Here is a 21,595-nt window from a genome sequence, read left to right on the forward strand (position 1 = left end):
GCAATTAAAATCGCCACAGCAGACGTAATAATAAAAAAGCCAATCATAGTGGACTAACTCACCTATGATAATCGCATCCAACTTGCGATGAGAAAAAAGTTAGAGATTTCTTCTCGTTTTTATTATATGGAATAAATGGTTGGGTGTCAATTTAAATAAACTCACTAAATCGTGGCACTATAATCGTTCAAATCAATTACTTTATCGTATCTAGCTAAATCCTTCTGACTATAATGGTGAATAATTTCTATCAGGGTTTTATCCGACTTCAATAAGATATCATGTACCTCAGCGGCTGTCTTTTGATCTAATGCCGAACTAATTTCGTCCGCCAGAATCACAGGACGATCTGTGTATAAAGCTCTTGCGATTCCGATCCTTTGCTTTTCACCACCCGATAGATTAATTCCATTACTACCAAGTTTAAAATTCATTCCATACTTTTTTACCACATTAGTCAGACCAGCTTTAGAAATAACTTCATTTATATTAGTTTTTGATTTTTTTCCAAAGGTAATGTTGTACAGGAAACTATCGTCAAAAATATAGGTATCCTGGCTAATATACCCAAACAAATCTTGAAATTTACGTATGTTATGAAGATTGATCAAACAATTATTAATAGAATATTCTCCATGAGATTGAAATTGATCATTTAAAATTAATTTAAATAAAGAAGACTTCCCCGAACCAGATTCACCAATAATAGCTACCTTTTCACCATTTTGAACGTTAAACGTGAGATTCCTTAAAATCAACTTATTATCAATCGATAAAGTAACGTTGTTCATCGCCAGTTCATAAAAACGTTTTTCACCGTTTAGACTGTCAACTTCAACTGGTTTCATCATACTTTCGACTTTTGATTTAATGTCTTTAGTCGAAATAATCTGATTTCTTAGCTGAATGATATCCATACTTGGCGCTGTAATCGTGTTCGATAACTGAACCACGGCAAAGAAAGTTGCTAATTGAAGATGACCGCTAATAACTAATGCAATTCCAAAAACAAACGGAATAACTAGACTAAATATCATCCCAGCAAATTCAACGATCGTGTTGGCATTATTGGTGGTGAAATTAAGACTAAAAAGTGATTTTTCAAGTGTATGAGTATCACCTTGATTCTTTTTTGTTGCATTCTGCTCACCATTGTAAATCTGTAAAGTATCTCTACCATCGATTAAGTTCTTTATGTTATTTAAATAATTTTTACTAGCTGAAGACCACGACATAGAAGCGCTTTTGATACCATTTTGTGTAAAATGAGAAATAATCATGGGCATCAAGGCCCCGATGACAAATAAAAGAGTGATTTCCCAACTTAAGAGTAAAGACGATATAGCTGAAAAAATGATTGAATAACTATATTTCATGATTTGCAGCTCGGAATTAATCCCATTAGTTTCTAACAATTTATAATCATTTGTCAAAAAACTAAGATATTTATCACTATTCTCATGAGAGTAAAGCATGATATTAAATAATCTGGATCTTACATTTTCATTAATTTGTTGCTTAGATTTGGACTCAAAATAATTTCGACAAATCGTCGCAATAAACACAATAATGGCAAACACAGTTGCGCTGATAGCAAATCTTGGAACACTATCTAAGTTTCTTTTAGTGGCAAATGAAATCAGAGAACTAATTATGTAAGCAATGATAATATTATCAAAGCTTCCAATCATGGCAGTGATGTTTAACAATATTAAGTTAGCTTTAGATTCGTAACGTAACATGAAGACGACCTTCCTTATTAATGTAAAAGGTGTGTAAAATATTTATTCTAAATAAAATTAATTCCAATATGCTTAAGCCAACCTGATGATTTAAATATCATTGCTAGATTTGTTTTAAAAACATTAAAGCTACTAACATCACATAATGACGTATATAATATCAATAAAACTAAAGCAAAAATGACAAACAAAATAATGATTTTAAATTCACTGATTTTCATATTAATATTCCTCCAATTATTTATTAATTATTAGTAGAAAAGAGATTAACAATGGAACTCTCTAAAAAATTAAAACATGCTCGCATGAAAAATAATTTAACCCAAGATTACGTTGCCAAAAAATTAAATGTTTCTAGAAAAACCGTTTCAAGCTGGGAAACTGGACGTCATTATCCTGATGCCGAAACTTTAGTTGATCTTAGTGACCTTTATCATGTATCAGTCGATAATTTATTAAAAGATAACGTAAAAACTACTAATAATCAGGCAGTTTCAAAAAAGCATTTTAATATTTCCACTATTTTTTATTACGCAAACATCTTATTTTTGCTGTTAAGCATAATGAACTTGTTTAGGCCCTTTCATCTTCACTTTGAATGGGTAACTCCATTCTTAGTAATCAACCTTTGTTGTTACATTGTTACTTATCATAACTGGATAACAACCATTAAAAATAAACATAATCTAATGAAAATTGTTCTAGTTTCAATCATCTTCTTTTCAATTACTCTTTTAGTCGGGATGATTTCCATCGAGCCTGGACTATCAACCAAATATGCAATTCCAGATACAATCGGCGTCTTCATCCATATCTTTACAATGACAATTAGCTTTATCGTAGCGTTATATTTTAATTAGTTTTTTCATAACATTATTTAGAAGTTAGTTCATTGTATAATTATCTGAGAATAAATTACCTAAAAATTTGGTTTTTGGCATTTCTAACAAATCATCTATTATCATCTTTGGTATAGCAAATGCACTTAAAAATCCATTTAATATGGAGCCCGAATTCTCACTAATATAATTCTTAGTAATAATTGAATTTCTATCTTTAATTGCATCATTAATGAGTTCATTATAATTATTTTTTGTTATCAAATCATCGGTATGGAGTAAGAATGAATAGCCACCATATGTCATTTTCATTGATGGATAATTTAAAAACAAAGACTTCATTAAACTTATTTGTAATTCAAAATCATCTGCACAATTAATAAAAAAATCAATATTCGACAAATCGACTAGTTTAGCCAATTGATTATATGAAAATATTTTTTTATTAATTGTATTTATATTTACTTTATTGCAGTATTTTTCATCAATCACATTAACTTTATATTTTCCAACATCATCTAAAGAATAGTTTTGCGCTTCAATATTTTTTTCTTCTATCTTGTCTCCATCCACCAATATAAAGTTATTAAAACCTAGTTTAGATAAAGTTTCTAGAAGATAACTACCACCTGTACCTAACCCTAAAATTAGTATCGATACATTTGATACAATTCTTTTATAATCTGCAAAAGTAACCCCAGGATAAGAATCAATAAACCTACTTAATCTAATATCATTAGTTGATATTTTACATGATAGTTTGTATATCCATTTATTATCTACGAAATAATTAAATATATCTTCGAACTCTTTATTAGATAAAAATGTACATTTATCTTTTAATCTTTCTTTGTCCATCGGACAATTAAATGATTCAATGAATTTAAAAATTTTAACGTTATCGTCTGCTATAATTTCTTTTTGCAAATATGGATTGCCATAATAAACAAATAAACGATTATGATTATTTAAATACCAGCCAATCTGTTTCATAAAAAACATAATAATACCCTTTCATTACATAAAAATAATAAATGAGCCTAGAAAAACTTTCCTAGGCTCATTTATACTAGTGTGCAATTAAACACCAGTTTTCACGAATTGCTGATGATGACTTAACAGTTTGAATATGCATTTAAAACACCTCCCATCTTTAGAAGTTATTATTTACTAGAATTATTTGAATTAGAATTCGTCAAATAATTCTCGTTTATCATATTATGTAATTACTAATGAACCAAGCTCCTATCATGTAACACTAGATAATTATTGTCTACTAAAACGTTACATTTATATTAATTAACTCATATAAAATAACTAATTGGTGGTCTAGCATTATAAGACAAGTTACTAACTAAAGATAATAAAAAATAATTGTTCGCTAATTTTCTATTATTAACGAACAATTATTATATTTTATGACCTTTATCATAAATATGATTTTTATTATCTTGAAAAACTATGATCTTTAACTTTCTTTCACGAATATCAATTTTGAAATTTTCTTCAACAATTTTTTTAGTATGATTGGGATTAGTCGTTGAAAATATATTTACTACATCATAATCACTTTTATATATTTTTTTAATTACTTTACTTACCTTTTCAATAAAATTTTTATTATACATTCTAGAACTTATATCTTCATGAGGATTATTTATTTTAACTGTATAAGTATCATACTTTTTCATATTTTTACCTAATTTTCCGTCAAGAGAATAAGTATCTACAAGACATAAATTAACTATTTTCCTGCCCACACCCTCTACAAAATTGACTTGAATTTTGGCTTCAGATCTATCAAGATCTCTTAAATCTACTCCCCAATATGATGATTTATATATCTTAAATTGTACCCAGATAGGTATGTTTTGTGTGTTAATTATATTATATCCACATAAAAATCCCATCAATGTAATTAGCCAGTATGGAAAATTCAAGTATCCAATTCCATTTTTATGAAACACATTATCTTTATTGTGTTTTTTCAAACATAAACAAATTGCACTATTTTCTACTATAAAAAACGCAGGGGCAGAAAACCACTTTGGAAAAATAGCAATAAAATTAACTATATCAACTAATATAACAGGCAGAGCAGTCATAATCTTTAGCCACAAAGTTCTATTAAAAAAACATAATATTAAAATTATAAAGCCTATAAAATAACAAATAATAGGAAGTAAAAGTTCATTCCAAAAAAAATTCCAAAAATCATTTGACATCATTTATTTTTCTTTCCGCTATTATGGTTCAATTCCGTTACCATACCAAACTCCTGTAATAACAAATAGTTCATAAAAATATAACCATTCATATATCCATGGAAGGACATTTTTCGTTAACAATAATTTACAATCGTATTCGTCATCATAATAATATAAGCATAAATTAGCAGCATGCTTTTCAGTATTATAGTGATACATATGTGGACACCTTTCATTACTATATGGATATTCTTTAATTCCATATGCCCAGACTTCAAACTTACCACCAATTTTATAAAAAAAACTAATTTTATATGAATTACTACTTAAAGTAGGTTTAATATTGAATATTAATTTAAAGTCTTTTTTCTTATAATTTGAATTTATATATCCTTTTCCATTAGTAAATTTTTTTAAATCTTTGAATTTAGTTATCATGCTAGCTAAAGTTTCTTTTTTATTTTTAATCATCTATTAATTCCCATAAAAAGTATTTTTAGGAACATTCTTATTCCTTGGATCGCCCAATTTTATACCATTTTCTTTGCTAAAAGATATATTACCTCTGGATTGTTGTAATTTATCATTCTCACCCATTCGTTTCAATGCTTCTTGAGCAGGCACCCCAATTAACTTAATAAGTCTACTAGCAAATTCTATTTTGGTCTCAGACTCACTTTGCTTTATCAAATCTTCGTATAACTTTTTTGTCCAGTCAATAAATGCTTGTTCACGATCAGGATGTTCAATCCATTTGTCTGTAAAATTTTCATCACTTTCAACCGGATTACAGATACGATAATTGCCATTACTATCTTTGTGATCATACAGATAAATAGGAATTTGCATAACAATATTTTTAATAGAGGAAAATAAATCTTCATTTCCGTCATACAAATCTGCAGCAATCGTCGTTATTAACATTGAGATAGGTTTTATTTTATCTGGCATACCTTCAAAGTAAACATCCCTGTGATACTTTAATATTTGAACAACTTTTTGAAGATTATTCCTATATGTATAATCAGGAAGTTCTTCAATACTTGCTGTAAATCTGTCCTCTCCCGATGAAAAATTTTTAGATTGTTTCCCCTTCTCTTTAAACCAATCCTGAAATCCCTTAGGATTACTCTTCAAAAATTCATATTCATTATTACTTTGCTTGTCAGTAATATATACAATTTTAGTTTTAGCAGATATTTTCCTGGCTGGAACAACATCAATATGTGATTTATTATAAGTAATTGTCCATGCCCGTCCTTTTTCATCAATCTTACTATTATATCTATCACTAGCTCTTAATGCTTTGCCAATTGAAAGTTTAATTTTAGATGGGTCACTATCAATATCATTAAATAAAATCACAAAATCAACATCAAAATCATCATTTTCTGCATTTAAAGGTTTTATAGTGGTACCCAAGCTATATGAACCCTGTGGAAACATTTCTACTTTGTAATTACCAAAATAATCATTTAAATATTCGGTTAATGTATTAAATTTTTGTTTAATACTATCTTTGGCTGTCTTCGATAATTGGATCGTATCTGATAAGTTATTATAAAACAATGAAAGTTCTCTAGAATTTGGCATTTTAATATCCCACCTATTAATTATTAATAATTCACATATTAATAATATAACAAAACATAAAACACTTTAATTTGAATATAAAATAATTCACTAATTTTCTTAGTTAAAATACCATAATATAAAAAAATGATTGCCCCACCAGGCAATCATTTTATTTTACATTTATATGAGCAGCCAAGGACTTGAACCTCAATCTCACGAATAAAGAATTCGTTGCTCTAACAAGTTGAGCTAGCCGCTCGCAAGCAAAACTCAATTACATTTACCAGTATAATGCATATTAGCGCGTTCGACAACACTTTTTGCGGTCGATTAATGAAAACTTCATAATTTTAATTACTAGTGACGATGTCGATTAAACTTCCTGATTTGAAGAATTAAGTAGATTAACAACAGAAGGATAACCAGTAATTCAATCGCGCCCATGATCATTTTCATCACATTTACTGGATTAGCTGACTTGTAAACAACGGGGACACTCATGGAACTGTTTGGTAATAAGTCTAATTCATTTTGAGACGCCTGGATGTTAACCGTTCCAACCCTCTCGCCGTTCGTAATTGGAGCAAGTGGCGTTTTGAAAACCCTAGAGTGGTTGGTAGAGACAAAGTCTGTCTTTAATTTTTCACCCTGCGGTAACCAGTACGTTTGAGGTGCCGTCAAGCCAATTTTAGTTTTAGGATTTTGTCCGTTAACAACGTTGACGGTTTTATTTTTAATCACGTTGTCACCAATCGTAATTGGTTCCAGGCTCTGACTGATTTGATTGAGCATTAATTGAGTTTGGGTGAAGCGCTGTTCCTTGGGCGCTCCCAAAACGACGGTAATCACACGGTCGTTGTTGCTGGTACCAGTTCCCACAAAATTCTCACCAGCGGTATTACTGGTTCCCGTCTTTAATCCGTCAATCTTGAATGGATTAGTTTGGCCCAGAAGTAAGTTAGTGTTCTTGTGCGTCTTTCCATCCCATTCCAACGTGGCCATTGAGGTAGTCTTTAAGATTTGCGGGTATTGAGTAATTAATTTCTGTGCTAATTGAGCTAATTCCTTAGCTGACATCGTATTCTCAGCGTCATCACTTAGTTTCGAATTCTTTAGCGCGCCTAAATCGTGATTAGCCAATCCACATGCGTTATAGAATTGCCCGTTCTTAATTCCAAATTTTTTGACTTCTTGATTCATCATTTGACCGAAGTCGTGGTTAGGACCTGCCAAATATTCGCCAAGTGCCATGGCAGCACCGTTAGCAGAACAAACCAGACTCGCGTCATACAGTTGTTTAACCGTGTATGATTGACCAGCTTTCAACGGAACGTTGGTAAAATCATCCTTCTGACTCAAACTGGCAACCCCAGGGCTAATTTTGACCTTGCTGTCCCACGAGATCCTTTTTGCTTTTATTTGGTTTAATACAATATATGTAGTAATAAGTTTACTAACGGATGCGATCGGCAATTCTTGGTTAGCGTTTTTGCTATAAATGATCTGGCCGCTGGTGGCATCAACGGCGATGGCACTTTTGGCCTTTATGTTAATTTCATTCTGTGAAATGGGCAGCTGTTTGTTACTAGCATCGACCGTACTAGGATTGAAGATCAGCGGCATGATTAAAAACACCAGCGAAAATATCACGCTCAGCGTCAGTAATTGATGTTTTTTACTTTTCAAAATCAAATGACCTCTTTTTATTAAATGATATTTTTTGTAGATAACACTTATACGTCTATTGTACTAAATTAATAAAATAATCAAAATATGCCATTAAAAATAAAAAGCCAATCATCACTGATTAGCTCAATCAAAATATTTCGTTATTCAATATTGATGTTTAGTTCCACCACAACATCACATAAACAATAGTGGCAAACGCAAAGAAAATTCCATTAATTACGTACGTTTTCTTGGTTGGATAACACAAGAAATCGATTAAGTTCAGAATTAGGATAATGGGCAACCCAATTATCGTAAAGCCACTCACAATGGAATCAATAAACTGTGGCATTTTCATTCCGATCATGATCAAGCCAAGCAGCAGCGCGGAAACCACATAAATCAGGTTAATGATAAGCATCCCAACTGAGGCGTACTTACTGTATTTAGTTGAACTTGGCTTACCCTTTTTGAACAGGACGTTATAAAACAAAGCGTAAACTACGGCAAACACCACTATTCCGTAGATTAAAATAATCCAAAACATGGCGGGACTAAGGGTGAGGCTGGTCTTAATGTTTATAACCGCAAACAATTCAGGAAAACTACCGAAAACAATCAAAGCCGAAAGCAATGGTGCCAAGATAAACTTACCTAATGATTTAAGAAATCGCATACAGACACTCTTCTTTCAATTAAATTCAATCCTTAGGTAAATTATACTATAAACGAAAAAAATACCAACTAACTCCCATTTAGAATTAGTTGGTATTTTTGACTATTCATTAAATTAATTTCCTTCTAATGTATCCGGAACAGCCATCAATCACCATGACCATGATGACGATCCCCAATAGGATGATTCCTACTCTCGGCCAATTCCGAGTGTTCAATGCCATAATCATTGGCGCCCCGATTCCGCCAGCACCAACCAAACCAAGGATTGAGGCAGCTCGAACTGAAATTTCAAAGCTGTACAAAGTGTATGAAATCAAAGCCGGTAGGATGGTCGGCCACGTCGATAGTGCGAAAACCTGTGGTTTACTGCCACCAGCGGCCACGATGGAATACTCAGAACTGTGATTCATTTCCTCAATGGATTCTGAGAAGAGTTTCCCAAGCATCCCGATGGAGTGAATTCCAAGCGCCATGACTCCGGCAAAACTGCCCGGTCCCACTGCTTTAATGAACATAATGGCCAAAACGATTTCGGGGAAAGCTCGAATGGCGGTCAAAAGGAAGGTTCCCACCTTAGACGTTACGTTGTACTTGCTACTCTTACTACGAGCGGCAAAGAAGGCAAACGGGACACTGATGACGGCGGCAATGATGGTTCCCAAAAAGGCAATGGCAAGCGTCATAATTAATTGGGACACTAAATCTTCACCACTGCCGTTGTAAATATAGGACCAATCAGGGTGAATTAGTCCCATGAAGATGGACTTAGAAACCGTGCCAGCTGATTCCTGAATCTGACTAAATTTCATGTCAGAGAAACACCAGCCATAAATCAAAATGATGATGATTGCCCAAACGATCCAGCTGTAGCGGTCCCATCGTTTTTGTTTCTCGTTAATTTTTGGAATGGTCACTGTAGTTTCCTCCTCAAGTAATTACTAAGGATGTCAATCGCCAGAACCGTTACGAAGGTTGCTAAAATTACAACCGCTGTCTCGGAGTAGTTGAATTCATCGATGGTTTGTTGAAGATACAAACCAAGGCCTCCAGCACCAACGTATCCTAAAACGGTTGATGAACGAACGTTAACTTCTAGGGTGTACAGGAAGAAACTACAAAATTGACCTGCAATCTGGGGAATAATGGCCAAACGAATAATTTGAAGGATGCTGGCACCAGAAGCTTTCATGGCTTCAGCTGGCCCCATATCGACTGTCTCTAACACTTCATAGAACAGTTTAGAAATCATCCCAAACGAGAAGATGGCAAGGGTAATCGTTCCAGTCGTCGGACCAATCCCAAAGATGGCAACTAGGATAGCGGCTAACAGCAGTGACGGTAACGTTCTGACGATGTCCAGTACGAACCGAGACGTGCCGTGAATAACCTTACTGTGGTCAAGATTCCGAGCGGCCAGAAACGCGGCGGGAATCGCAAAGACGGTTCCAATCGTGGTTCCAAGGATTGCCATTTGAACGGTCTGAACCAGTGGGTCCCAGATAAAACTAAAGTACGACCAATCCGGGTTACTCATTTGACCAATCAGAACTCCAAACTGGGCGATGTTCGAGATAAACAAGCTGGGATCAACCCCACAAATTTTCATGGAGTAAATAAACAAAACGATCAAAATGGCAATTACAATGATGCCCTTAACGTGATACTTTTTGACAAAGGACATCTTCGGCATGTCGCTAGTGTGCATTAGCTATTGCCTCCTTCGTAAATCGCCTTCAAATCTTCTGGAGTCGAGTCAGCCGCTGGCTTGTCGAACACCAATTTTCCATCCCGAATTCCAATAATCCGGTCGGCAAATTCAAGTGCCAGTTCAACCGAATGGAGATTAACCAGAACAGTGTCATGATCCTTGACGTTTAAATTCTTTAAATCCTGCATGACCCCGTGACTAGTCTTGGGATCGAGGGAAGCAACGGGTTCGTCAGCAAGAACCAAATCAGGTTCTTGCATCATCGTTCGTGCGATGGCGACCCGTTGCATCTGTCCTCCAGAAAGGGAGTCCGCCCGATCGTATAATTTTTTAAGCATGTTAACGTGGTCCAGTGATCGAACTGCTTTCTCCTTGTCTTCTTTAGTGTACAAACCGAGGAGTGTCTTCCAGATTGGATAGTAGCCAACCCTCCCACTTAAGACGTTTTTTTGAACCGTAAGCCGGTTCACAAGGTTGAAGCTCTGAAAAATCATCCCAATTTTTCGACGAAAGTGGCGGAGCGCTTTTCCCTTCAATTTAGAAATATCAGTGCCGTTGATGATAATTTTGCCGTTGCTAATATCTTGCATCCGATTAATGGAACGAAACAGGGTGCTCTTCCCCGCACCCGAGAGTCCAACGACAGCGATGAATTCACCCCGTTTGACGTTAAAACTAATATCATCTAATCCCTTAATACCACTAGGATAAGTTTTGGTAACATGATTAACTTGTAAAATATCCGAATCGCTCAATTTAATCCCTCTCGCCTATTCTTTGGTTTTACTAATCTTGTTAGCTTGGTCCATGTACGAATGAAGTTGCTTAAATTCTGACTTCTTGTACGGAACGTATCCCTCTTCTTGATAAATCTTGAAGATAACATCGTGACCTTCTTTGGTCTTCGCCATGTTCTCGTAGGCTTTGGCGATCTTCTTCTGCCACGACTTCGACATGTCACTTCGACAAGCGATTACGTCATTAGGAATTTTCTTGGTCGTATAAATAATCTTGGTATCCTTCATAACATTCGGATTGTCCTTTGAAACTAAGGTTTGAGCTCCTTGGAAAGTAAAGGCGGCATCGTTGTTCTTGTTTAAAACGGACAGCACAGCCTGATCATAACCGTTAATAACGTCGGTCTTGATGCCATCCTTGTTAATATTAATTCCGTGTTTCATAAGCTCAACAACCGGGTAAATATAACCCGCCGTTGAATTCGTGGTACCAGTGGCAATCTTTTTGCCCTTTAAATCGTTGATGTTGTTGATACCACTATCTTTTCTGACAACAATTGTGGAATAAAAGTGATCTGATGACTTATTAGTGAGTTGCAAAGTCTTCGGATCGCGTGCTTGGCGCGTCGCTTGAACGAGGGGAACCACCTTGTAATTCTTTTGCGCTAAGACAAAGTCCCCAGGATTCATTTCTGAAACATCCAACGTCTTTGAACCCATGGCCTGAATAAGTGAGTTCCCGTCAGTTGAAACCTTGACCGTAACTGGAATATGAAGCTGTTTTTCTAACTGTTTGGCGAGCGGCTTGGCTTCGGCATTGGCCTGCCCAGCGTTCACTGACGGCGTAAAACCAACCGTTAATTTCTTTGGTTTGTAGTTACTAGACTGTTTCCCACATCCAACTAATCCAACCGACAAAAATGTAATGGCAGCACCTGCTGTGATCCATTTCAAAGCTTGCTTGAGTTTCATTACGAGTCCCTCCCAAAAAATTGTTGTACCAGACAAATTAATCATATCATGATACATACAATTTTCAATAAATATCTTTTAATTGTTCGTATTTTATTTAAATATGTACTCAATATATTCTTTGCTTTCCAATATATTAATTAATTAACGAATATTAATAATCGGTGTAATTAAGGTAAACAAAAAGGACAACACTAATAAGTACGAGTTGTCCTTAAGAAAATTTTGTTAGATAAAAATTATTTTTGTTTCACGTGAAACTATTTTAATAATCATTTCATACCAAATAATAATTGACATTCGTCATCAACGGAAATAAAATAAGTGTATACTAAATAAAAAAGAAGAGATGCCGTTATCATCTCTTCTGCATAGGTTTAGTGTGTTATTTGGGTAAAAAGCTAATCTTTGCGGTTAGCTTTTTTTATTATCGCGTATGCTTTAGCAAAGTTAATTGCTGCACGCGAGATAACAAGAACCACTACTGCTAGTGGAACAATCCCAATAATCCACTTTCTTCTGTATTCAAGCGACTCACCGCTTCATTAATTATTAAGGTGGAGATGAGGCTCAACACAGTAAACCTACTAAAGCTCCAATTGGTGATCAAATCAATTATCACTCTGTATATAATCATACCCAATTATTCTAAATAATGGAATAGTTAATTTTTAAAATGAAGTGAAAGGAGAAAGTTTCTTGGATAATCCTAACGAACAACAATTAGCCAGCATTTTCAAAGCCCTTTCTGAACCAAATCGGATCAAAATTCTCAGAATTCTCATAGAAAATAAAGAAGAGATGACCTGCGGTGAAGTTAGTTCCCATCTTAATCTGTCTTTATCAACCGTCTCCTACCATTTCAAAATTCTCAGACACGCTGGTTTAACCAATATGAGAAAAGACGGCCAAACCAAATACTTGTCCGTTAACCAGGACTTGATTGACAAAATTCACTTAAATAACGTTATTGAACAGAAGCCATAATTAGACTTCTGTTTTTATTTTGCTTTCAAGATACTTGCAAACAATTCGAGATGAGACTATTCTAATTATAATTTCGATACTTATCGAAATACATTTTACTAATTAGGAGGAATTACCTTGAAGAAAAAGAAGAAATGGACAAAGAAAAAAGTCCTCATCATCATTTCAGTGTTAATCGCCACGTTCATGACGTCGGTTGAGACCACCATTGTCACTACAGCTCTGCCCTCAATATTGAGCAGTTTGCACGGACTGGCTTTTCAGAGTTGGGTGTTCGCTACATATCTATTAACTACAACACTAAGCACACCCATTTACGGTAAATTGAGTGATCGAATTGGCAGGAAGCCCATTTTTCTCTTCGGATTAGCAGTGTTCACGATTGGATCGATGGCTTGTGGACTCTCAACGAATATCGGCTTGTTGATTGCGGCGAGAGCCCTTCAAGGACTGGGTGCTGGTGCAATTATGCCAATCACGTTTACCTTAATTGCCGACACGTTTCCACTAGAAGAACGTTCTAACATGATGGCATGGAATAATACGGCGTGGGGAATTTCGGCCTTAATTGGTCCCATCATTGGTGGTTTTATCGTTGACCAACTCAGCTGGCATTGGATTTTCTTCATTAATGTTCCACTGGGCATTATTGTATTCATTCTAATCTACTTTGGATACGCAGATCCCATTAACAAAAAAACCTCCCTCAAAATGGACTATCTTGGCAGTACCGACTTGGCCTTGTTTCTAGTATCACTGTTAGTTACCCTTCAATTTTTGAGTGAACAAAAAATCAAATTTGTCGTAATTATTATTGGACTGGTCATTATTGTGGCATCGTTTATCATGTTCATTCATGCCGAAAGAAAAGCCAGCGATCCAGTTATTCCGCTAAAACTATTTAAATCATGGACTTTTTCCGCTCAAATCTTAACGGCTTTACTACTGAGCGGAATTCAATTTGGCTTTCAAATTTACTTTCCAATGTGGTTACAGTCCATCTACCGGGTTTCAGCAACGATTGCAGGTTTGGCAATTACACCCAGTCCAGTTGCCTGGCTAATTACCTCATTCTTCGTTGGTTCACTGATTAAGCGTTTCGCTCCAAAGTTCGTTACCATTCCGATTGTGCTTATTCAATTTGCATTTTACCTCATTCTGGTATTCAGTTCCGTCTCCCTACCAATGATTTGGTTCTACATCATTTCAGGTGTCACTGGTGCTGGACTAGGAATCGTAATCACGATGAACACAGTCGTTGCGCAAGCAATCGTGCCCAAAGACAACGTCGGCGTTGCTTCATCAATGATTACTTTGGGGAGGACACTTGGACAAACCGTTATGACTGGTGTATTCGGATTTATCTTTAATCTATCAATCAATCTAGGTCACAACCGCTATCCTGCCATTAACAGCAAACTTCTAAACGGTGTAATTTCATCGAAAAATTCGGCTGGAGTTCATCTTCCAGCTAACATCATTAATGATATCAATCAGATCCTACTAGGTGCATTTCACAACGTCTTCTGGTTCGCACTGGTACTATTCATCATTATCGTGGTGGTAAATTTAGCGGATAAGTTGAATAAACCGTTGGATGTAACAAACAAATAAGTGGTTTCAATATTTATCACAAGTTATCTGCCCACTTATCGAAGTCATCAATATTTCCAATTTTATTAGTTTTGCCGTTAAGAGCATCATTTCTAGCTTAAATATTTGCTAAAGTATCTTTATCATCGCGTATATTACTTTCAGCTTTTCTTCTTATCATAATGTCCATCCCCTTAAATCAATAGTAAGGCATTATGTAAACAATGAAAACATGATATACACATTATTTATTATTAATAATTGAATAAAACTCAAAAAGCATCCCCCACTTAAAAAGTGAGGATGCTTTTTCGTAACTTATTTTGTGTAGGTTCTAATCTTTGGTGCTGTGTATGTGGTCATAAATTCATAGATTTCGGACAATGAATCAGAAAAGAGCAACTTTTTGCGGTCTTCTACCGTCAAAAATTCCTTTTCGGTCATTTCATCAAACATTTGTTTAAGCGGGCCGTAGTACCCCTGAACGTTATACAACACACACGGATCATCATTGTCGCCGATTCGGGCCTATGAAAATGCCTCTGAGATTTCTTCCAAGGTGCCAGGACCACCAGGAAGTGCGATACAACCATCCGATTGAGTCAACATTTTCTGTTTTCGAACGGACATATTAGGAACTACGTCTAAACTAGTGAGACCGTCCATACTGGCACCACGATCAACGAGTTATTTGGGCATAATGCCGTGAACCACGCCACCAAGTTCTAAGACAGTGCTGGCAAGTAATCCCATGAGACCAACACCGCCACCATAAACTAACGCCAAATCATGATTAACCAACCATTTCGCTAATTTTTTGGTCGCTTCTTGGTATGCCAGATCGTTGCCGGAAGCAGCTCCACAATATACTGCAACTGATTTCATATTTTTATTTTCCTCATTTCAATTTATTTTTACATTAACTAGTGTACCACGTCACTTCAAGTCAGTAGTAACAAGTGGTTTAGCAGATTGTTTCATGTGAAACTATCATAAACAAATGTGATAAGATAATATCAATAAAACTATAAAGAAGATAACCTTATGACATTTAAAGAATGGCTTAATCAGTTCAATAATTCACTAAAGAGAATTCAACAAAAAGAAAAAAAAACAAATATACAAATTTTATTTAGAGGAATGGTTTCAAGAGATTTACCTTTAAATTTATTTTTACCAGATTGGAAAGATAAAAAGCAAAGAATTACACAAAATTTTATTTATGCATTTAATTTTCATGAGCAAGGGGCTAATCAAGGAGCTAATAATGATCATTTTCATAAAGATCAAGACAAATTTCTTGAATTCAATAAAGATAAGAATCATCATCCAACATATATTTATGGTGGATTCGAGCCATTAGTATTCAATGAATTTAAAACTAATGGCTCTCTTAGACAAATGGGAATAATAAATCCTATATACTATATGACATTTATATATAACACAGTTTATAGTTTTTACAATTTTTTTTGGCCACTATACAATGAGAAGAAAAACGATAATATAAAAACAAAAGTTATTTCGATGTCAGATTCTCCAATTTTAAAAAATCGTATATTTAATGATAATTTTTATCCATTATCCCCTTCCTCATCAACAGAAGAAAATAACCAATTTAAAGATAGTTTAATTCATAAATCAAAAGTTGAGTCTACCTTTAAATATTTCATGACGTGTGATATAGAAAGCTTTTACTCTAATATCTACACTCACTACTTATATAGAATAAGAAAATCAAATTTATTTAAAGAAGAAAATAATAATCAAAGTCAAAAAGTTGAACAATATTTTGTAAAACTTGATAATTTCAATCAATATAGTGATGGGGCAGAAACAAAGGGGATATTGACTGGTCCTCTCTCATCTTCTATAGCTGGAGAATTACTAAGTTTAGCAATATATTATGATGTAATTTCAAATAATAAAAAGATCGGTGAATTAGTTTTAAATAATAAAATTAATCTAGTTAGATATGTGGACGATGTTGTTATATTTTCTTCAAATAAGGAAAGTCTTGAACAATTTAAATTTGAATTTGAGAAAATACTACAAAAGTATGATCTAAATCTTCAAAAAGATAAAATAAAAATTTCTGAAGGATTATACCTTCCTAAGAGCGCTCATTTTGAATCAACATTAAAACAATTCCCAAGTTTAAACTGGGGAAAAAAGATGAATATAAATATATATTCATTTTTAGAATTAAAAACCTTCTTTAAAAATCACTTAGATGACAATTCAATTCCCATCTTAAAAGCATTACTGACTCGATTAACTAAAAAGGGGGAAAAAGATGAAATTACCTATAATGATAATTTATTATATATATTTATAAATTTTATTTTAAAAGTTTGCTTTATCTCGCCCACATTGTGTAGCCAATGTTACAAGTTCATATTGTCTCAAATTCCTTTTTATCCAGAAGATGTTTTTAATTGTTTGAACGAAAAATCCTCTTACATTAACAAAGTCTTTAGTGGAACTTTAATCCAGATATGGCATTATTTTACTTTAAACACAATAATAACAAATGAAATAATGAAAGATAAAAACAAAGTTAATTGGCTTAAAATTAAAAAAGAATTGCTAAGAAAATTTAAAAAAGAATTGCCAAGAAAATTTAAAAAAAATGATTTGGATATAAATGATTTTAATATGAATCCTATTGTATTAATGTCTTTCATATCAAAAGAAAACACACAAAACATAAATCGATACTTAATATATATTATAAAAAAATCATATTACTTTGATTCAAAAATTAACTATATAAAAGATAACAAGAATAGTCGATGTAAAGACACAATTATTTATTCGAAATGGTGTTGGCCTATAATAAGAATATATAATGAATGTAAATTATATGATCAAGACAAACAACAATTAAACAAAATATTTCGTAATAAAAGCGGAAAGGTAAAAGAAATCGACAAAATAAATGACATATTATACAGATAACAATAAGATCCTAACAAGTCCTCTCTAGTTAATTTGGATGTTTTATTTACTTCTTAGCTTCTTCCTTTGGATGATCAATCAGTATATCCTATCATCACTGATAATCCCCTGCTCAAGAATAGTCTTTAACAACACCAGTGTAATTCTTTAATACATGAGCCAATTCTTGAAAATCATAATAATCTTTAGGAATAGTAATATAGATTAAATAGTAACAGGTACTTTAGCAAATTGTTTCATGTGAAACTATTTTAATTTTACCTATTTTTCATAAATACTTGCATCATATTTAAAGGGATGGTCCTTAAATAACTGACTGTAAAACGCGATTTCGGTAAAAGCCCGATTTAATTTCTTTATGTCCACGGCTTTACCGGGAGCATCTTTTATAAAACTTCCATCAGCAGCAAAATTTTTATCAACGTTGCGCACTAAGGTTGGCTTTGGCAAGGTAAACAAACCCAGTTGCCCAAGCGTTGGTAACAAGGCCGGATAGGAGAACTGACCACCTCGTGAATTATTAGAATAGGTAATAATCTTGGCCGGTTTGCCCTTGGCTTCAAAAGCCAAGAAGTCGAGTGCATTCTTCAAGACAGCGGGAAAAGAATGATTATATTCAGGAACTAAAAAGAGATAACCGTCCACGTTTCGCATGTCATCCACCCATTTTTGTTCATTAGGTTTTAAACTTCGATTTCGATTGTCCATTGGTGCAACATCTTCATAGAAAAACGGCAAATCGTAGTCCGCCAAACTAATAAAATTGAAATCAGCATCATTAACCCGCTCAAAATCACCCTGTCGATTACGTAAGTACTTAAAGATCCGACGTCCCAGATTGGCCTTTCTTGAACTACTCAAAATAACGTTAATTGTCATTAAACATCACCTCAACCCATTTTCTAATCATTATACCTTTAAAATCAAAATAAAAAACCGAACCAGCTTTATCGCCAATCCGGAAATTTACTTATCAACTATTTCTTAGCTTCTTCTTTCGGACGATCAATTACCTTAACCTTATCGCCACCGATAATTAACTGATCACAAATATTTAAGAACAGACCGTGTTCAACAACTCCGGTGTAGTTCTTCAAGTTGTGAGCTAACTTTTGTAGGTCAGCATCTTCTGGAATTGTAATGTCGATTAGGTAATTTCCTGAGTCAGTTTGAAGAATATCACCGTCATCTCTGAAGCGGAACTCTGGTTTGTATCCGGCTTCATTTAAGTATCGGAAGACACCCATTCCACCGAACGGAATGACTTCAACTGGCAACTTCTGCCCAGCTAAGGTCTTGTGATACTTGGTCGAATCAACGATCCAAACGTTTTTGTCTGACATGGTTGCGACCAACTTCTCAAAGAGTAAGGCAGCTCCGCCACCCTTGATTCCGTTGAGCTTGTCGTCAACGGCGTCGGCGCCATCAACCGTCAAATTCACCCGATCAATGGTATTAACGTCAAGCATCGGCATGCCAAGACTTTCGGCTAATTTCTCGGTGCCAACTGAAGTGGCGACGCATTGAACGTCTAAGCCTTCTTTTTTGATTCGTTCGTTAATAGCTTTGACGAAGTAGGCAGCCGTACTACCAGATCCAAGACCTAGCACAATGTGATTTGGAACTCGAGCAGCGGCGTATTCAGCAGCTTGTTTCTTCTCTTTTTCGATTACTTCTTTAGTCTTGGAAGTCTTGCTGATGACATCCAAGACGTCTTTTTCATAAGGAATGGAGTTTTGTGCTCCCGCCACCTGAACCGTTAGTGATGAGGCGTGGTTAGCGTACAACATCGCATCCTTGATGTTAGCACTGTTTAAATCCAAACGTGATGCCAAGGCTCCGATGAAAGTATCACCAGCAGCGGTTGTGTCAACAGCTTTGACCTTAAAGGCTGGAATGAAGGCATGACTGGCTGGGGTTGCGTAGAACGAACCCTTGTCACCAACGGTGATGATCACCATTCTAATGCCTAGTTTAAAGAAGTACTCCGCGTTCTTCATCATGGAATCGTCGTCAATCACCTTAATCCCAGTGAGGGCCTCTGCTTCGGTCTCGTTAGGGGTAATAATATCAGTCAATTGGAGTAATTCTTCTGGTAACTTCTTAGCAGGGGCTGGGTTCAAAATGGTCTGAACCTCATTTTTCTTCGCAATCTTAAATGCTTCGATAATCGTTGGTACTGGAATTTCTAGTTGCGCAATCGCACGGTCCGCATTCTTAATGGCATCTTCGTGTTGGTCAACGTCCTCCGGTGTCATGGCCATATTGGCTCCACCATAGACATAGATCGAGTTTTGACCAGTACTATCAACGGTAATGTAGGCCTGCCCAGTTTGTTGCGCTTTAGTGGTAATCACGGAATCAAGGTTCATCCCGTCCTTTTTAAATCCTTCAATCATAAACTTAGCGTCTTCATCATCACCTAGTTTAGTGATAAAAGTCGTATCGGCACCAGATCTTGCCGCAGCAATTGCCTGATTGGCACCCTTTCCGCCACCATGAGATTCTTGGTGATTCTTCACCGCCAAGGTTTCACCTGGCAACGCATACTTATCAACGTTTAGAACTTTATCAACGTTGGTAGACCCAATCACAACAACTTTTTTACTCATTTTACTGCCTCCCTATTTGCAACCGCTTTCATTATATATATATCATATCATTGCGGGAAATAGTTGTATATAGATTTAGCTAAAATGATGTTTTTTAAACTTGTTTTCAATAGCAAGTTTATAAACATAGGAATTTTCACTCATTTAGCCACTTCAACCTTTCATCAGGATTATCAAACTTCTTATAATCATTACTTTTAATTGCTTTAGTTAAACGTTCATTTGGAGCATCAAATTGTTTTTTTGTTTCAGCATCTACTTTAAAACGAATTTGTGAATTACTAATAAACATCATGATTAATCCTCTTATTTTTAAGGTACCATAAATGTCAATTTACACAAAAAAAGAGACACCCGCAGGCATCCCTTTAAACAATTTAATTAATTATTTCTTTGATTCGTCCAAAGCCTTTTTAGCTAATACGAAATCACCAAAGGTAGCGGAACCGTTGTGTGGTACGACTGGACGACTAATGTATTCGTCAAGGGGACCAACGTCAAGATAGTTATCAAACAACAGATTGAATTGGTCTCTAACCTTTTGAACAAATTGAGGAGTACATACACCTCCACCAAGCACAATTTGGTCAGGACGGAAGTTAACCGTTAAACTGATAACCCCTTGGGCAATGTAGTACGCAATGATGTTCCAAACTGGATCATCTGGTGGGGTATCTTGACCCTTAATGTTGTTTCGAGCTTCAAAAGTCGGACCAGAAGCAACTCCTTCAAGACAGTCACCATGATAAGGACAAATTCCAGGAAAGTTCATGTCATCTTGGTGTCTCTTAACACGAATATGACCAAATTCAGGAGTTCCACGAACCCCTAAGAATTCATCTTTAATGACGGTTCCAGCACCAATCCCAGTTCCATCAGTGATGTAACTAACGGCTTCAATATTTTTATTAGCCTGTTTACGTTTGATGTATTCACCGTAAGCTGAACCGTTAACGTCCGTCGTCCAGTAAATTGGAACCCCAAATTCACGTTTCATGGTTCCAACAAAGTTGACGTTACTCCAACCCTTTTTAGGGGTTTTAATAATCCAACCGTATTTGTCAGAGTCTTTTCGAACGTCGATTGGTCCAAATGATGCAATCCCAAATGCATCAATGTGATCAAACTTCTTAAAGTACTCAACGACCTTTGCTAACGTTTCTTCTGGTGTCGTAGTTGGAATGTGGACACTATCAACAATATTGAAATCGTCATCACCAACCGCACAAACGAACTTTGTTCCACCTGCTTCAATACTTCCATATCGCATAAAAATGATCCCCTTTGCCATTTTTTTGTATCGTTTATTGTTAATA

At 34.9% G+C, this 21,595-nt stretch carries 20 protein-coding genes, 1 tRNA gene and 1 pseudogene; 4 read left to right on the forward strand and 18 right to left on the reverse strand.

All coding sequences use genetic code 11. From position 1 onward, the window contains the following. Positions 1-164: 164 nt before the first annotated feature. On the reverse strand, positions 165-1,742 hold the full coding sequence (locus AC6UDG_RS00325; protein WP_500706057.1) for an ATP-binding cassette domain-containing protein: 1,578 nt from the start codon (positions 1,740-1,742) through the stop codon (positions 165-167). A 47-nt stretch (positions 1,743-1,789) separates the two neighbouring features. Continuing rightward, entirely contained in the window at positions 1,790-1,963 is a 174-nt protein-coding gene (locus AC6UDG_RS00330) for a hypothetical protein (protein WP_500706058.1), read from the reverse strand. Positions 1,964-2,014: 51 nt separating this feature from the next. Here AC6UDG_RS00330 and AC6UDG_RS00335 point away from each other — a divergent pair, with 51 nt between their 5' ends. Then, positions 2,015-2,602, forward strand: a complete 588-nt coding sequence (locus AC6UDG_RS00335) for a helix-turn-helix transcriptional regulator (RefSeq protein WP_500706059.1) — start codon at positions 2,015-2,017, stop codon at positions 2,600-2,602. A 24-nt stretch (positions 2,603-2,626) separates the two neighbouring features. Here AC6UDG_RS00335 and AC6UDG_RS00340 read toward each other — a convergent pair whose 3' ends face one another. The 11 genes from AC6UDG_RS00340 to AC6UDG_RS00390 form a co-directional block, all read right to left on the reverse strand. After that, positions 2,627-3,583, reverse strand: coding sequence for a ThiF family adenylyltransferase (locus AC6UDG_RS00340; protein ID WP_500706060.1), 957 nt, complete (start codon positions 3,581-3,583; stop codon positions 2,627-2,629). A gap of 407 nt (positions 3,584-3,990) precedes the next feature. Then, the gene (locus AC6UDG_RS00345) at positions 3,991-4,809 is read right to left on the reverse strand and encodes a hypothetical protein (RefSeq protein ID WP_500706061.1); all 819 of its coding nucleotides are present in this window, start codon (positions 4,807-4,809) and stop codon (positions 3,991-3,993) included. 18 nt (positions 4,810-4,827) lie between these two features. Further along, positions 4,828-5,259, reverse strand: coding sequence for a type II CBASS E2 protein (locus AC6UDG_RS00350; RefSeq protein WP_500706062.1), 432 nt, complete (start codon positions 5,257-5,259; stop codon positions 4,828-4,830). A gap of 3 nt (positions 5,260-5,262) precedes the next feature. Next, complete coding sequence (locus AC6UDG_RS00355) at positions 5,263-6,381, reverse strand: nucleotidyltransferase domain-containing protein (protein WP_500706063.1); 1,119 nt, start codon at positions 6,379-6,381, stop codon at positions 5,263-5,265. Positions 6,382-6,548: 167 nt separating this feature from the next. Then, positions 6,549-6,622: transfer RNA gene (locus AC6UDG_RS00360), tRNA-Lys, on the reverse strand. Between the two features lie 98 nt (positions 6,623-6,720). After that, positions 6,721-8,049 carry a D-alanyl-D-alanine carboxypeptidase family protein gene (locus AC6UDG_RS00365; RefSeq protein ID WP_500706064.1) on the reverse strand — a complete coding sequence of 443 codons (1,329 nt, stop codon included), beginning with the start codon at positions 8,047-8,049 and terminating at the stop codon, positions 6,721-6,723. Between the two features lie 160 nt (positions 8,050-8,209). Next, positions 8,210-8,707, reverse strand: a complete 498-nt coding sequence (locus AC6UDG_RS00370) for a hypothetical protein (protein WP_500706065.1) — start codon at positions 8,705-8,707, stop codon at positions 8,210-8,212. A gap of 109 nt (positions 8,708-8,816) precedes the next feature. Further along, positions 8,817-9,623: a phosphonate ABC transporter, permease protein PhnE gene (gene phnE / locus AC6UDG_RS00375; protein WP_500706066.1), complete on the reverse strand. Its 807-nt coding sequence runs from the start codon at positions 9,621-9,623 to the stop codon at positions 8,817-8,819. Next, entirely contained in the window at positions 9,620-10,414 is a 795-nt protein-coding gene (gene phnE / locus AC6UDG_RS00380) for a phosphonate ABC transporter, permease protein PhnE (protein WP_500706067.1), read from the reverse strand. Before phnE (AC6UDG_RS00380) ends, phnE (AC6UDG_RS00375) begins: the two co-directional genes overlap by 4 nt. Then, the gene (phnC, locus tag AC6UDG_RS00385; RefSeq protein ID WP_500706339.1) at positions 10,414-11,178 is read right to left on the reverse strand and encodes a phosphonate ABC transporter ATP-binding protein; all 765 of its coding nucleotides are present in this window, start codon (positions 11,176-11,178) and stop codon (positions 10,414-10,416) included. The genes phnE (AC6UDG_RS00380) and phnC overlap by 1 nt, the downstream gene beginning before the upstream one ends. Before the next feature lie 9 nt (positions 11,179-11,187). Next, positions 11,188-12,126, reverse strand: a complete 939-nt coding sequence (locus AC6UDG_RS00390) for a phosphate/phosphite/phosphonate ABC transporter substrate-binding protein (RefSeq protein WP_500706068.1) — start codon at positions 12,124-12,126, stop codon at positions 11,188-11,190. A 699-nt stretch (positions 12,127-12,825) separates the two neighbouring features. Here AC6UDG_RS00390 and AC6UDG_RS00395 point away from each other — a divergent pair. Next, a complete protein-coding gene (locus AC6UDG_RS00395) occupies positions 12,826-13,113 on the forward strand; it encodes an ArsR/SmtB family transcription factor (RefSeq protein ID WP_500706069.1) in 288 nt (95 codons plus the stop codon). Positions 13,114-13,230: 117 nt separating this feature from the next. Continuing rightward, on the forward strand, positions 13,231-14,727 hold the full coding sequence (locus AC6UDG_RS00400) for an MFS transporter (protein ID WP_500706070.1): 1,497 nt from the start codon (positions 13,231-13,233) through the stop codon (positions 14,725-14,727). 297 nt (positions 14,728-15,024) lie between these two features. Here the strand turns inward: AC6UDG_RS00400 and AC6UDG_RS00405 are convergent. Then, positions 15,025-15,591: pseudogene (locus tag AC6UDG_RS00405) on the reverse strand (LOG family protein). Between the two features lie 159 nt (positions 15,592-15,750). Here AC6UDG_RS00405 and AC6UDG_RS00410 point away from each other — a divergent pair. Then, on the forward strand, positions 15,751-17,667 hold the full coding sequence (locus tag AC6UDG_RS00410; protein ID WP_500706071.1) for an RNA-directed DNA polymerase: 1,917 nt from the start codon (positions 15,751-15,753) through the stop codon (positions 17,665-17,667). Between the two features lie 261 nt (positions 17,668-17,928). Here AC6UDG_RS00410 and AC6UDG_RS00415 read toward each other — a convergent pair whose 3' ends face one another. The 4 genes from AC6UDG_RS00415 to AC6UDG_RS00430 all read right to left on the reverse strand — a co-directional run bounded on the left by AC6UDG_RS00415 (position 17,929) and on the right by AC6UDG_RS00430 (position 21,549). Continuing rightward, the gene (locus AC6UDG_RS00415) at positions 17,929-18,546 is read right to left on the reverse strand and encodes an NADPH-dependent FMN reductase (protein WP_500706072.1); all 618 of its coding nucleotides are present in this window, start codon (positions 18,544-18,546) and stop codon (positions 17,929-17,931) included. 98 nt (positions 18,547-18,644) lie between these two features. Further along, positions 18,645-20,279, reverse strand: coding sequence for a ribokinase (rbsK, locus tag AC6UDG_RS00420; protein WP_500706073.1), 1,635 nt, complete (start codon positions 20,277-20,279; stop codon positions 18,645-18,647). A gap of 136 nt (positions 20,280-20,415) precedes the next feature. After that, entirely contained in the window at positions 20,416-20,574 is a 159-nt protein-coding gene (locus tag AC6UDG_RS00425) for a hypothetical protein (protein WP_500706074.1), read from the reverse strand. Between the two features lie 90 nt (positions 20,575-20,664). Beyond that, positions 20,665-21,549 (reverse strand): ROK family protein, encoded by an 885-nt coding sequence (locus AC6UDG_RS00430; protein WP_500694214.1) that lies wholly within the window; start codon positions 21,547-21,549, stop codon positions 20,665-20,667. Positions 21,550-21,595 lie beyond the last annotated feature (46 nt).

This window comes from Fructilactobacillus sp. X2R1C1 (assembly GCF_059901435.1).